At 70.9% G+C, this 13,611-nt stretch carries 14 protein-coding genes; 12 read left to right on the top strand and 2 right to left on the bottom strand.

From position 1 onward, the window contains the following. Positions 1-3: 3 nt before the first annotated feature. Entirely contained in the window at positions 4-564 is a 561-nt protein-coding gene (locus ACXJJ3_RS06045) for a cell division protein FtsK (protein ID WP_458168950.1), read from the bottom strand. 149 nt (positions 565-713) lie between these two features. Between ACXJJ3_RS06045 and rimP the strand changes: the two genes are divergently transcribed. The 10 genes from rimP to ACXJJ3_RS05995 all read left to right on the top strand — a co-directional run bounded on the left by rimP (position 714) and on the right by ACXJJ3_RS05995 (position 10,830). Further along, the gene (rimP, locus tag ACXJJ3_RS06040; RefSeq protein WP_458168949.1) at positions 714-1,241 is read left to right on the top strand and encodes a ribosome maturation factor RimP; all 528 of its coding nucleotides are present in this window, start codon (positions 714-716) and stop codon (positions 1,239-1,241) included. Position 1,242: 1 nt separating this feature from the next. Further along, a complete protein-coding gene (nusA, locus tag ACXJJ3_RS06035; protein WP_458168948.1) occupies positions 1,243-2,235 on the top strand; it encodes a transcription termination factor NusA in 993 nt (330 codons plus the stop codon). A gap of 45 nt (positions 2,236-2,280) precedes the next feature. Then, on the top strand, positions 2,281-2,565 hold the full coding sequence (locus tag ACXJJ3_RS06030; RefSeq protein WP_458168947.1) for a YlxR family protein: 285 nt from the start codon (positions 2,281-2,283) through the stop codon (positions 2,563-2,565). A 181-nt stretch (positions 2,566-2,746) separates the two neighbouring features. Further along, positions 2,747-6,007: a translation initiation factor IF-2 gene (gene infB / locus ACXJJ3_RS06025; RefSeq protein WP_458168946.1), complete on the top strand. Its 3,261-nt coding sequence runs from the start codon at positions 2,747-2,749 to the stop codon at positions 6,005-6,007. Between the two features lie 98 nt (positions 6,008-6,105). Continuing rightward, entirely contained in the window at positions 6,106-6,549 is a 444-nt protein-coding gene (gene rbfA / locus ACXJJ3_RS06020) for a 30S ribosome-binding factor RbfA (RefSeq protein ID WP_458168945.1), read from the top strand. A gap of 1 nt (position 6,550) precedes the next feature. After that, positions 6,551-7,441, top strand: coding sequence for a tRNA pseudouridine(55) synthase TruB (gene truB, locus ACXJJ3_RS06015; protein ID WP_458168944.1), 891 nt, complete (start codon positions 6,551-6,553; stop codon positions 7,439-7,441). Positions 7,442-7,477: 36 nt separating this feature from the next. Further along, positions 7,478-8,320, top strand: a complete 843-nt coding sequence (locus ACXJJ3_RS06010; protein ID WP_458168943.1) for an LLM class flavin-dependent oxidoreductase — start codon at positions 7,478-7,480, stop codon at positions 8,318-8,320. 21 nt (positions 8,321-8,341) lie between these two features. Continuing rightward, positions 8,342-8,710, top strand: coding sequence for a hypothetical protein (locus ACXJJ3_RS06005; RefSeq protein WP_458168942.1), 369 nt, complete (start codon positions 8,342-8,344; stop codon positions 8,708-8,710). 114 nt (positions 8,711-8,824) lie between these two features. Continuing rightward, entirely contained in the window at positions 8,825-9,886 is a 1,062-nt protein-coding gene (locus ACXJJ3_RS06000) for an acyltransferase domain-containing protein (RefSeq protein ID WP_458168941.1), read from the top strand. 47 nt (positions 9,887-9,933) lie between these two features. After that, on the top strand, positions 9,934-10,830 hold the full coding sequence (locus tag ACXJJ3_RS05995; RefSeq protein WP_458168940.1) for an NAD-dependent protein deacetylase: 897 nt from the start codon (positions 9,934-9,936) through the stop codon (positions 10,828-10,830). Positions 10,831-10,870: 40 nt separating this feature from the next. On the opposite strand, the gene ACXJJ3_RS05990 is transcribed toward ACXJJ3_RS05995, so the two are convergent. After that, on the bottom strand, positions 10,871-11,878 hold the full coding sequence (locus ACXJJ3_RS05990; RefSeq protein WP_458168939.1) for an SGNH/GDSL hydrolase family protein: 1,008 nt from the start codon (positions 11,876-11,878) through the stop codon (positions 10,871-10,873). Between the two features lie 129 nt (positions 11,879-12,007). Between ACXJJ3_RS05990 and ACXJJ3_RS05985 the strand changes: the two genes are divergently transcribed. Beyond that, complete coding sequence (locus ACXJJ3_RS05985; RefSeq protein ID WP_458168938.1) at positions 12,008-12,976, top strand: bifunctional riboflavin kinase/FAD synthetase; 969 nt, start codon at positions 12,008-12,010, stop codon at positions 12,974-12,976. Between the two features lie 120 nt (positions 12,977-13,096). After that, positions 13,097-13,369, top strand: a complete 273-nt coding sequence (gene rpsO, locus ACXJJ3_RS05980) for a 30S ribosomal protein S15 (RefSeq protein WP_171670133.1) — start codon at positions 13,097-13,099, stop codon at positions 13,367-13,369. Positions 13,370-13,611 lie beyond the last annotated feature (242 nt).

Raw genomic sequence — 13,611 nt, 5'->3', positions numbered from 1 at the left:
GGTTCACGATGCCGCCTCCTTCTTCTTGGCCGGACCGAGGGTCGAGCTGAGCTGGGACTCCGACGCGGCGATCTCGGCGAGCAACCGCGCCGGGGCGCCGGACAGCTTCACGGCGGCCGCGACGTGTGCGGTGGCGGCGGCCTTCTCCTGCTTGGCGATCGCGGACAGCGCGGCCGCCGACGAGGCCGCCGGCGCCACGGCCTTGGCCGGCTGCGCCGCCACGCCCGCGGTCTCCTTGAGCTTCGCCAGGTGGCTGACGTGGTATTTCGCGCCCGCCGCCAGCTGCGCCCGGAGCGCCGGGAACTTGCGGCTCGCGGTTGCGTAGAGCTGGGACAATTGAGTCACCTGGGTCGCCGCGGCACTGAGCGCGGCGACGACAGCCGGGTCGACCGTCGGCGTCTCCGTGGTCGGGCCGGGTGTGGTCGTCGTACCGTTCACGGCGCCCTTGGTGCCCTGCGAGCCGGACGCCGACGGGTCGTCCTTGCAGCCGGCCAGCACGGCCGCGCCGGGAACGAGGGCGGCGGTTGCGACGACGGCGCGTCGGCTCAGGTGACGTTCAGGCACGCCGGAACGATACCTGGTGACACGCCCACCATCGGCCCGGGGACGGGCCGATGACCGGGATCGGGGCACCGGGCGGATAAGGTGGGCTACTGCTCTCGGCACCGCCGGGAACACAACGGGTGCACAACTGGAGAGAGGCAGGTCAACCTGTGAGCCGAAAGCCGGACCACAAGGGTCACACGGACACCACGAGCCTCGAGAACTTCCTGCAGCCGATCGTCGCGCAGTTCGGCTGCGACCTGGAGGCCGCGGACATCGCGCCGGCCGGCCGCCGCCGGTTGCTGCGCGTGCTGGTCGACCGGGACGGCGGGATCAGCCTGGACGACGTGGCCGAGGTCACCCGGGCGATCTCCAAGGCGCTCGACGCCGACGACATCATGGGCGAGGGCGCGTACACGCTGGAGGTCTCCAGCCCCGGCGTCGACCGGCCGCTCACCCTGCCCCGGCACTGGCGGCGCAATCTCGACCGGCTGGTGAAGGTCGAGCTGACCGCAGGTGGGAAGCTCACCGGCCGGATCAAGTCTGCCTCGGACGAGGCGGCCGAGCTGGACGTCGACGGCAAGCGGCAGACCGTCGCGTACGCCGACGTGGCCAAGGCCAAGGTCCAGATCGAGTTCAACCGGGCTGCCGGCAACGACACTGAGACACCTGCCGACGGCACGGTGGAGGAGAACTGACATGGACATCGACATGGCCGTGCTGCGGTCGCTGGAACGGGAGAAGGACATCTCCCTGGACGTGGTCGTCGAAGCGATCGAGCAGGCGCTGCTGGTCGCGTACCACCGCACCGAGGGCGCGCAGCAGCACGCCCGCGCCGAGCTGGACCGCAAGACCGGGCACGTGACGGTGTACGCGCGGGAGCTCGCCGAGGACGGCACCGTGGCCCGCGAGTACGACGACACCCCCGCCGACTTCGGCCGGATCGCGGCCACCACCGCGAAGCAGATCATCCTGCAGCGCCTGCGCGACGCCGAGGACGAGGTCCGGTACGGCGAGTTCTCCGGCAAGGAGGGCGACATCGTGTCCGGCGTCGTCCAGCAGGGCCGCGACCCGCGGTCGGTGATGGTCGATCTCGGCAAGATCGAGGCCGTGCTGCCGGCGCCGGAGCAGGTCCCGGGGGAGCAGTACGAGCACGGCTCCCGGCTGCGGGTGTACGTCGTCGGCGTCCGCAAGGGCTTCAAGGGCCCGCAGATCACGGTCAGCCGGACGCACCCGAACCTGGTGAAGAAGCTGTTCGCGCTGGAGGTTCCGGAGATCGCCGACGGCACCGTCGAGATCACCGCGATCGCGCGCGAGGCCGGGCACCGGACCAAGATCGCCGTCCGGACGCTGAACCCGTCGGTGAACGGCAAGGGCGCCTGCATCGGGCCGATGGGGCAGCGGGTGCGCAACATCATGCACGAGCTGCACGGCGAGAAGATCGACATCATCGACCACAGCGACGACCCGGCGACGTTCGTCGGGAATGCGCTGTCGCCGGCGCAGGTTACGTCTGTCGAGGTGGTGGACGCCGCGGCCCGTGCGGCGCGCGTCGTCGTCCCCGACTACCAGCTCTCGCTCGCGATCGGCAAGGAAGGGCAGAACGCCCGCCTCGCGGCCCGGCTCACCGGGTGGCGGATCGACATCCGGCCGGATACCGATGTGACTCCGGAAGGCGAGAAGGTAGACTAGTTTCTCGGTCGGTCGACTGAGTCGCAACCACACCCTGAGGATCATGTGACAGTGACTGCAGCCGCGCGCCCAGGCAAGCCTGCGGAGCGTACCTGCATCGGGTGCCGGAAGCGGTGCGGTCCGGCTGACCTGCTGCGGATGACGGCTTCCGGAGGACATGTGCTTCCGGATCCCGATCGCCGGGCACCCGGCCGTGGGGCGCACCTGCACCCGGCGATCGAGTGCTTCGACCTCGCTGTTCGGCGCAAGGCGTTCCCACGGGCCTTCAAGGTCCCGGGACCGCTCGACCTGACCGGGCTGCGGGAGTACGTCGCGCAGCGTGATAAGTAAGAAGCACCACAAATGGCAGCCCGACGGGCTGCCCACGACGGTTCAGACCGTGCCGTCGTGACGACTTGAAGGCGGGTCATCGACTCATGACCACTCGATGAGTGTCTACCGATGAGTGCAAAGCGATGAGCACGTACGTCAACTAACGGTCCGCGCCCAGGCTCGGACCAGAGGGAGAGTAGTGGCAAAGGTCCGGGTCTACGAGCTCGCGAAGGAGCTCGGAGTTACCAGCAAGGTCGTTCTGACCAGACTGAACGACATGGGCGAGTTCGTCCGGTCGGCATCCTCGACGATCGAGGCTCCTGTCGTCCGGCGGCTGGCGGAGGAGTTCGAGAAGAACCCGCCGAAGAAGCGCACGGCCAAGAAGGCCGCTGCGAGTACGTCTGCCGCGCCGCAGGCGACCGCTCCGGTCGCCTCCGCAGCGCCGAAGCCGGCTCAGCCGGCCACCCCGAAGGCTCCGGCCGAGCGCCCCGCGCCGGCCGACCGTCCGGTGCCGGCCGAGCGGCCCGCGCCGGTCGAGGCGCGCACCGAGACGGCCGCTCCGGCCGACTCCGCGCCGGCCTCCACCTCGGCCACGTCCGGTACGCCGGCGGCCGAGGCGCCGGTGCGCTCCGTGCCGGCGCCGGGCGCCAAGCCCGGCCCGCGTCCGGGCCCGAAGCCGGCCCAGCCGGCTCCGAAGGCTCCGGCCGAGTCCGCTCCGGCGGCCCCGGCGGCCAAGGCTCCGGCCGAGTCCGCGCCGACGTCCCCGGCTGCTCCGGCCTTCGAGGCACCGGCCGCCAAGACGGCGGACACCGCGGCGCCGTCCGCGCCGCGTCGGAGCGACAACACCCCGGCTCCGCGCCCGGGTGGTCAGGGTTCCGGCCCGCGTCCGGGTGGCCAGGGCTCCGGCCCGCGGCCGGCCGCGCCGGGTGCGTCCCCGCGTCCGGGTGGTCAGGGTTCGGGCCCGCGTCCGGGTGGACCGGGTGCCGGTCCGCGTCCGGGTGCGCCCCGTCCGGGTGCCCCGCGTCCCGGTGCGCCCCGCCAGGGTGGCGGCCAGGGTGGCGGCGGTCCGCGTCCGGGTGCACCGCGTCCGGGCAACAACCCGTTCAGCTCGACCCAGGGCATGCAGCGCGGTGGACCGCGCCCCGGCCCGGGTGGTGGCGGCAACGAGCGGCAGGGCGGGGCTCCGAGCCCGGCCGGCATGGCTCCGCGTCCGCCGCAGGGTCGCGGTGGCGGCAACGAGCGCGGCGGTAACGACCGTCCGCGTCCGTCCGGCGGCGTTCCGGGCGCTCCGCGTCCGAACCCGGCGATGATGCCGAAGTCCTCGGCCGGTACCTTCACCGGTCGCCCCGGTGGCGGCTCCGGTGGTCCGGGTGGCGGCCGCGGTGGCGGCGGTGGCCGTCCGGGCGGCGGTCCGGGTGCCGGTCCGCGCGGTGGTGGCGGTGGCGGCGGCTTCCGTCCCGGTGGCGGCGGCCCGAGCGGCCCGCCCGGTGGCGGCGGTGGCCGTCCGGGTCCGGGCAACCGGGGTCGTGGCGGGACGCAGGGTGCCTTCGGGCGTCCGGGCGGTCCGGCGCGTCGTGGCCGGAAGTCGAAGCGCGCCAAGCGCCAGGAATTCGACAACATGCAGGCCCCGGCGGTCGGCGGCGTCCGCGTCAAGCACGGTGACGGCGAGGTCGTGAAGCTGCCTCGTGGTGCCTCGCTGACGGACTTCGCCGAAAAGGTCGGAGTCGACCCGGCGTCGCTGGTCCAGGTGCTGTTCCACCTCGGTGAGATGGTGACCGCGACCCAGTCGGTGAACGAGGAGACGCTCGAGCTGCTCGGGACCGAGCTGAACTACGACGTCCAGATCGTCTCGCCGGAGGACGAGGACCGCGAGCTGCTGCAGTCCTTCGACATCGAGTTCGGCAACGACGAGGGCGGCGAGGGCGACCTGGCTCCGCGGCCGCCGGTGGTGACCGTCATGGGTCACGTCGACCACGGTAAGACCAAGCTGCTGGACGCGATCCGGATGGCGAACGTCGTGGCCGACGAGGCCGGCGGTATCACCCAGCACATCGGTGCGTACCAGGTGACCACCGAGGTCGACGGCCAGCAGCGGGCGATCACCTTCGTCGACACCCCGGGTCACGAGGCGTTCACCGCCATGCGTGCCCGTGGTGCGCAGGCCACCGACATCGTGATCCTGGTGGTCGCGGCCGACGACGGCGTGATGCCGCAGACGATCGAGGCGCTGAACCACGCCCGTGCGGCGGGTGTCCCGATCGTGGTCGCGGTGAACAAGATCGACGTCCCGGCGGCGGACCCGACCAAGGTCCGCGGTCAGCTGACCGAGTACGGCCTGGTGCCCGAGGAGTACGGCGGCGACACGATGTTCGTCGACGTCTCGGCCAAGTCCCGGATCAACATCGACGGCCTGCTCGAGGGCGTCGTACTGACCGCGGACGCGGCGCTGGACCTGCGGGCCAACCCGGACATGCACGCCGAGGGCATCGCGATCGAGGCGAACCTCGACAAGGGCCGTGGTCCGGTGGCGACCGTGCTGGTGCAGCGCGGAACGCTGCGGGTCGGCGACTCGATGGTGGTCGGCCCGGCGTACGGCCGGGTCCGGGCCATGCTCGACGAGCACGGCAACAACGTCGACGAGGCGACTCCGTCGCGTCCGGTCCTGGTGCTCGGTCTGACCGCGGTGCCAGGAGCGGGTGACAAGTTCCTGGTCGTCGACGACGACCGCCGCGCACGGCAGATCGCCGAGAAACGGGAAGCTCGCGCCCGGGCGGCGGCCAACGCCAAGCGTCGCGTCCGCCGGACCCTCGAGGACTTCATGGCCTCGATGGAGAAGGGCGAGAGCCAGGAGCTGCTGCTGATCCTCAAGGGCGACGTGTCCGGTTCGGTCGAGGCGCTGGAAGACGCCCTGGTCCGGATCGAGGTCGGCGACGAGGTGTCGTTGCGGATCATCGACCGCGGTGTCGGTGCGATCAACGAGAACGACGTCAACCTGGCCATCGCGTCGAACGCCGTCATCATCGGCTTCAACGTGCGGCCGGCGGGCAAGGCCGGTGACCTGGCCGAGCGCGAGGGCGTGGATGTTCGGTACTACTCGGTCATCTACTCGGCGATCGACGACATCGAGGCGGCCCTGAAGGGCATGCTGAAGCCGATCTACGAGGAGGTCACCCTCGGCCAGGCCGAGATCCGGGAGATCTTCCGCTCCTCGAAGGTGGGCAACATCGCCGGTTGCTGGGTGACCAGCGGCCTGCTCAAGCGGAACGCCAAGGTCCGGTTGATCCGGGACGGTGCAGTGGTCGTCGACAACACCGAGCTGTCGTCGCTGAAGAGGTTCAAGGACGACGCGTCCGAGGTCCGCGAGGGCTTCGAGTGCGGTCTGACCATCAACAACTTCAACGACATCAAGATCGGCGACGTCGTCGAGGCGTTCGAGCTGCGCGAGAAGCCGCGCAGCTGACAGACAGGTGGTGACCCGCGCCGGGTCACCATAGGAGTAGCGTCCGGGGAGACCACGGTCTCTCCGGACGTTGCTCGTGAATGAGGGAGTGAGCCCTGATGGGTGAAGCAAGGGCGAAGCAGCTGGCCGACCGGATCCAGGTGCTCGTCGCGGAGCTGCTGGAGCGCCGGGTGAAGGACCCGCGGCTCGGGTTCGTCACGGTCACCGACGCGCGGCTGACCGGCGACCTGCGCGAGGCCAGCGTCTTCTACACGGTGTACGGCGACGAGCAGGCGCGGGCGAACACGGCCGCCGCGCTGGAGTCGGCGCGCGGCCTGATCCGCAGCGAGGTCGGCAAGGCGCTCGGGCTGCGGCACACGCCGAGCGTGGCGTTCTTCCTGGACGCCGTCCCGGAGAATGCCGGGCAGATCGAGGAACTGCTGGAGAAGGCGCGGATCGCCGACGCCGAGGTGGCCAAGGCTGCCGCGGGCGCGAAGCCGGCCGGCGACGCCGACCCGTACAAGAAGCCGCACGACGAAGAGTCCGACGAGGACGAGGACTGAGTTGAGCCTGGATTTCACGTCGGCGTCCGACGGGATCGTGGTCGTCGACAAGCCGGGCGGTCTGACCTCGCACACGGTCGTCGCCCGGATCCGCCGGCTGGCCGGTACCCGGAAGGTCGGGCACGCCGGGACGCTGGACCCGATGGCGACCGGCGTTCTGATCGTCGGCATCAACCGGGCGACCCGGCTGCTCGGGCACCTGCAGTTGGCCACCAAGTCGTACGACGCGACGATCCGGCTCGGCGCTACCACGACCACCGACGACGCCGAGGGCGAGGTGGTCACGACCGCGCCGGTCGACGGGGTGACCGCGGACGCGATCGCGGCGGCCGTCGCCGGGTTCCGCGGGGAGATCTCGCAGGTGCCGTCGAAGGTGTCCGCGATCAAGGTCGACGGCCGCCGGGCGTACGACCGGGTGCGGGCCGGCGAGGAGGTCGAGCTCAAGGCCCGCGCGGTCACGATCTCGCGGTACGACGTGCTCGGCGTCCGGCCGGACGCCGGCGGGATCTCGGTCGACGTGTCGGTGGACTGCTCGAGCGGGACGTACATCCGGGCGCTGGCCCGCGACCTCGGCGCCGAACTCGGCGTCGGCGGCCACCTGACCGCGCTCCGGCGTACCCGGGTCGGCTCGTTCGGCCTGTCGGTGGCGCATTCGCTGGAGTCGCTGGCCGAGTCGTTCGACTGGCTGCCGATCGCGGACGTCGCGGCCGGGACGTTCCCGCGGTACGACGCCGACGACGTGCAGGCGGACGCGATCCGCACCGGCCGGCCGCTGCCGGGGCTGGAACTGACGACCGGGCAGACCGCGATGTTCGCGCCGGACGGCACCTTCCTGGCGCTGTACGAACCGCACGGCCCGGTCGCCAAACCCACCGCGGTCTTCGTCGGCTGACAAAACTGTCGGTGGCGTCGCCTAACGTGAGGTGGCATGAAATACGGGTTCGTGATGGCGTACGGCGATGCGCGGGACGCGGCCGAGCTGGCCGTGGTCGCGGAGGAGCACGGCTGGGACGGGTTCTTCGTCTGGGAGTCGATCTGGGGGATCGACGCCTGGGTGCTGCTCGGCGCGGCCGCGATGACGACGGAGCGGATCCGGCTGGGCACCATGCTCACGCCGCTGCCGCGCCGAAAACCCTGGGACGTCGCCGGGCAGGTCTCGACCGTCGACAACCTCAGCAACGGCCGGGTGATCCTGTCGGTCGGGCTCGGGGTGACGGGCGAGGACCGATTCTGGCTGTTCGAGGAGGATCCGGGCCGGAAGGTGCGCGCGGAGCTGATGGACGAGTCGCTCGCGATGCTGCCGTACCTGTGGCGTGACGAGCCGTTCGACTTCTCGGGGAAGCACTTCAGCGCCCGCAAGGTCGCCGAGCTGAATCCGCCCGCGCCGCCGCCACCGGTGCAGCAGCCGCGGGTGCCGACCTGGGTGGTCGGCGGCTGGCCGCGGCCGAAGTCGATGCGCCGCGCGGCCCTCCAGGACGGCTGGCTGCCGGCGTTCGTCGGTGACGGCGAGGTGACGCCGGAGGTGGTTGCGCAGGGCGTCGAGTGGATCCGGAAGGAGCGCGCCGAGCACGGCCTGACGATGGACGGGTACGAGATCCCCGCCGAAGGCTCGACCCGGTACGACGACCCCAAGGCCGCGGACGTCGTCCGCCCGTGGGCCGAGGCAGGCGCCACCTGGTGGATCGACGCCGACTGGTCGTCACTCGACCAGAAGGTGGTCCGCGAGAACGCCGAACGCCGCCTGCGCGCCGGTCCGCCTCGCGTCGACTGATCTGGCCGTACGCTGGAGCGCGTGCGGGAGGGGCCGGTGCGGGTCGGGGCGGTGGTGGTCTTCGGGTACGGGACCGCCGTACATGCCTACGACCTGATCACGTACGGGCTGAATGCTTATGCGGACTTCCCGGTGTGGCTGGGTGGTTACTTCACCGCGCTGATCGCGTTGGACGCCGCGAGCGCGGTGCTGATCGCGGCGCGGCGGCGGGCGGGGCTGGCGCTCGGGTCCGCGGTGCTGGTGACGGACGCGCTCGCGAACGGGTACGCCGTCTACATCGTCAACCCGGAGGATGCGATGACCTCGGCACGGATCGGCCAGGCGGTGGTCACCGCGCTGGCGGTGGGCATGGTGTTCGCGAGTGTCAGGCTGTGGAGCTCGTTCCGCTAGCCGCCGGGAACGGCAACGGCTGAGATCTTGCCGTCCGCCATGCTCGGCTCTACCTTTTCATGTACGAGATAGCGATTCTATTTTCGCTATATCGAAGGGTGCAGTTGAATAACCATGACAGAACCCGACGCCGAGGTGGCCCGGCTCGTCGCCCGGCTGGGGCTCGCCGACGACGCCCTCGCAGACCTCGGCGTGCTCGCGGAGCTCGGCCCGCCGACTGCGCCGATCGATCTGACCGGATGGTCCTCGGGAGCGGACCCGGACGGAGTGCTCGCCCGGCTCGGGCTGAGCGACGAGGACCGCTCGGACACGCTCGCGAACCGGCCCGACCCGGTCCGCGATCCTGAGCTGTGGTGGCTGCTCGAGCGTTGTCATCACCAACTCGTCGAGCGCCTCGGAACCACGGGGCCGTTGCCGCCCTGGCCGGACCTCGGGCCCGTGACCGGCCCGGTCGGTCGGTTCCTCTACGTCTGGGCCTTCCTGGCCACCCTCCCCGCCGTACGCCGCTATCACGCGGACCGCGGCATTCCCGACGCCGACTCGTGGCCGAGCCTCGCGGTCCTCGGCGCCCAGATGGCGAACCGCCGGGAACTGTTCGGCGAAGGCGGCCTGCACACCCAGAACTGGGTGACCCACCACTTCCGCGGCGCCATCTACGCCCTCGACCGCCTGCACTTCGAACGCCAACGCTCCTGGTACGACGCCCCCGGCGGCCCGGCGCGCGACGAACCCGTCCTCGGACTGCACATCCCGGAAGGACGGCTCACTCCCGAGTCGGTCGACGCCGCGCTGGACCGCGCCCGCATCTTCTTCGGCACGCACTATCCGGACGAGCAGTACCGCTTCGCCACCTGCGTCTCCTGGGTCCTCGACCCGCAACTGACGGACTACCTGTCCGCCGACACCAACATCATCCGCTTCCAGCAACGCTTCACGCTGTTGCCCGAGGCGGACAAGGACGACGGCGCCACCGTCGTCGAGTTCCTCTTCAAGCGCCCCCTGACGGAGCTCGCCACGTTGCCACGCACAACGACTCTGCAACGCGCCGTCGTCGACCACATCCGCACCGGCCGCTCCTGGAAGTTCCGCACCGGCTGGTTCCCGCTCCTGCGTCGGGACTGTGAACAACCCGCGGGGTCTGGGAACAAGCTATTGCCTGTTCCCAGACCCCGCTGACTGTCTCCACGGCCCAGGCGCACCGGGGCACTAGGTACGCTGGAGCGGTGCGTTCTCGTCCGACGTTGGAGTGGGCCCCGGGGCCCGAGGTGCTGGCGTTGCAGCCGGGGGCGGCAGAGGTGGGGCCGGTTGCCGAGGTGGTGGCCGGCGGGGGAGTCGTCGTACTGAGCGGTGCCGGCCTGTCGACCGAGTCCGGGATCCCGGACTACCGCGGCGAGACCGGGAGCCTGCGGACGCACACCCCGATGACGTTCGGCGACTTCACCGGCAGCGAGGCCGCGCGGCAGCGGTACTGGGCGCGCAGCCACCTCGGCTGGCGGACGATCGCCCGCGCGCACCCGAACGACGGCCACCGCGCCGTCGCCGCCCTCCAGGCCCACGGCACGCTGAGCGGGATCATCACCCAGAACGTCGACGGCCTGCACCAGGCCGCCGGTGCCCGCGACGTGATCGAGCTGCACGGCAACCTCGACCGGATCATCTGCCTGGACTGCGGTACGACGTCCGCCCGCGAGATCCTGGACCGCCGGCTGCGCGCCGCCAACCAGGCGTTCACCGCCGAGGCGACCCGGATCAACCCGGACGGCGACGTCGAGCTGCCGGACGAGGTCGTCCGGACATTCACCGTCGTACCGTGCACGGTCTGCGGCGGCGTCCTCAAGCCCGACGTGGTGTTCTTCGGCGAGAACGTCCCGCGGAGCCGCGTGCAGCGCTGCTACGACCTGGTCGACGCCGCGAACGCCGTCCTGGTCCTCGGCTCGTCGCTGACCGTGATGTCCGGCTTCCGGTTCGTCCGGCATGCCGCGAAGGCCGGTACGCCGGTGCTGATCATCAACCAGGGCCTGACTCGCGGCGACCCGTACGCGACGTACCGGGTGAACCTGCCCCTCGGGCAGGCGCTGACCGAACTGCTGACAGAAACCACCGGGCCGAGCCACGCGTGAGGTGGCCCGGCCCGGAGTCCGCGGTACGGATTGGAAAGGGTCAGCGTTGCGCGCTGGTCCGTACGCGGTTCAAGGAGGCCACACGGGCCTGTTGGGGTGACACAGCCGCCTGCTTCGCCAGCGCCGTCGCCTGCCGGGACCAGGAAGCCTGCTCCGCGGCGGTGACGACGGCCGGCTGACCGGTCAGCGTCTTGTAGGTGAGCGACGCCATCCCGGCCTCGCCCTCGTAGCGGGGGTGGTAGTTCCAGGCGCGCAGGACGTTGACGTCCTTGCCCTGGATCCAGGCCTGCCCGTCCGGCGCGCAGGCGTCGTGCCCGGTCGACGGCCCGAAGGTGTCGACGTACTTCGCCCCGCCGGCGGCGGCCGCGTTCGAGACGGCGGTGTTCAGCGCCTGCTCGATCGAGTACAGGTAGGTGTAGTCACCGTCAGCGAACGGCAGCTTCGTCGGGCAGGTGCCGTGCTCGGGAGCGATCTTCGGGTAGCCGAGCAGGATGATCTCGGCCTTCGGCGACCGGGCCTTGATGCCCTGGACGACGATCGCGATCCGGGTCTGCGTCTGGGCGATCTTCTGCCGCAGCGTGTCGACGCCGTTGACCGTGAAGTGCGCCTTGCACGGCGCGCCGGCCGGGTCCGAGGCGCGCAGCCCCGGGCAGGTGTCGATGATGCTGCCGAAGACGCCGAAGTCGTTGCCGCCGATCCCGACCGTGACCAGGTCCGTGTCCGGCGTGAGCGCGTCGAACTGCGGCGCCGCGGTCCCGAGCAGTGTGCTCTGCGGCTGCGTCATGTTCGTGGTGTCGGCGCCGCCGCAGCTCACGTCGGTCAGGTGCCGGACGTGCAGCTTCGCCGCGAGCTGCTTGGGGTAGTTGTTGTACGACCGGAAGCAGCCGAGCGACAGCACCTCCGGCAGCGGCACGAACGGCGCGGCCGTGTACGAGTCGCCGAGCGCGACGTACCGCTCGAAGCGCGGCGTCGCGGCCGCCTGCGCGACCGGCAGGCCGCCCAGCAGCGCGAGTGCAGCACAGGCCGCGATGAGACGGCGTACCTTCACGGGACCTCCCCAGGACTCAGCAGTGCCACAACGGGCGCGGCCCACCATAAGTTGAGTCACGGCACGATTACAAGGGGTGATCGGCGACCTGGTTGAAGCAATCGCCTCCGGGCATGGAATCCTGCTGCCATGCGTGTCTGGCACGGATTGGACCAGGTGAGCCCGGATCTCGGGCCGACGGTGGTCACGATCGGCAACTTCGACGGGGTGCACCGCGGTCACCAGGAGGTGCTCGCGCACGCCCGCGCGCGGGCCGCCGAGCTGGGCGGACTACCGGTGGTCGCGATGACGTTCGACCCGCACCCGATGCGGGTGCTGCGGCCGGACCACGCGCCGCTGATGCTCAGCGACCCGGAGCAGCGTGCCGAGCTGCTCGGGGCCGCCGGGGCGGACGCGGTGCTGATCCTCTCGTTCACCAAGGACGTCTCGAACTGGTCGCCCGAGGAGTTCATCGAGCGCACGCTGGTGAACGCCCTGCACGCGAAGGCGATCGTGGTCGGCGAGAACTTCCGCTTCGGCCACAAGGCCGCCGGCCACGTGGACACGCTCGTCCAGGCCGGTACGCAGTACGGCTTCCAGGTCGAGGGGCTCGGCCTGGCGGGGGAGCGGCAGCCCTGGTCGTCGACGTACATCCGGCAGCAGCTCGCCGACGGTGACGTCGAGGCGGCCGCGGCGGCGCTCGGCCGGCCGCTCCGGGTGACCGGCGTGGTCGTCGAAGGCGACAAGCGCGGGCGCGAGCTCGGGTACCCGACCGCGAACATCCCGGCGGACCCGGGTGCCGCGGTCCCGCAGGACGGCGTGTACGCCGGGTGGCTGACCGTACTCACCCCGGCACCGGGGGCACCGGCGTACCCGGACCGGCTGCCGGCCGCGATCAGCGTCGGGACGAACCCGACGTTCGACGGCCTGGACCGGCGGGTGGAGTCGTACGTGCTGGACCGCGACGACCTCGAGCTGTACGGCGCCAAGGTCGCGATCGACTTCGTGGCCCGGCTGCGTGGCACCCAGATCCGGTTCGGCAGCATCGACGAGCTGCTCGTCCAGATGAAGGCCGACGTCGACGGCGCGCGCCGCCTGCTCAGGGCTGATCAGGGCTGATTAGGGCGGCCCGTCCACGGACTGATACGCTGGCTGCTGCCGTCTGAACGGCCGCGGATCGAGAGTGCTCGGGTGGAGAATGCCCCGGTGCGCCGCGCAACGGAAATCGAGAGGATACCTGTGTCAGCTGTTGACGCTGCTACGAAGAAGAAGATCATGGGCGAGTACGCCCTGACCGAGGGTGACACCGGATCCCCCGAGGTCCAGGTCGCGCTGCTGACCCACCGGATCAGCCACCTGACCGAGCACCTCAAGGAGCACAAGCACGACCACCACAGCCGTCGTGGCCTGCTGCTGCTCGTCGGTCAGCGCCGCCGGCTGCTGAACTACCTGGCGAAGAAGGACATCAACCGCTACCGGTCCCTGATCGAGCGGCTCGGTCTGCGCCGATGACGTCGCGAGGAGCGGCCTCCCGATTCCGGGTGGCCGCTCTTGGCGTATCCGCATGCCGGTGCGTGCGGGACAACTGAAGATCGAGTAGGAAAGACGAAACGAGGCGACGCGAAGCGCGTGGCGGGAGGACGACCGGTCCTCGGTAGTGGCTTTCGGATGGCCAACGGCGATCCGCGGGCCTCGATCGAAGACCGGCACCCCGGAAGCTCGCGCCTCGCAGTCGTCACACTGTGAGAGAGGGG

It is taken from the genome of Kribbella sp. WER1 (assembly GCF_054189145.1).
The sequence above is the reverse complement of the archived record's forward strand: the minus strand, read 5'-3'. Positions and strand labels throughout refer to the sequence as shown.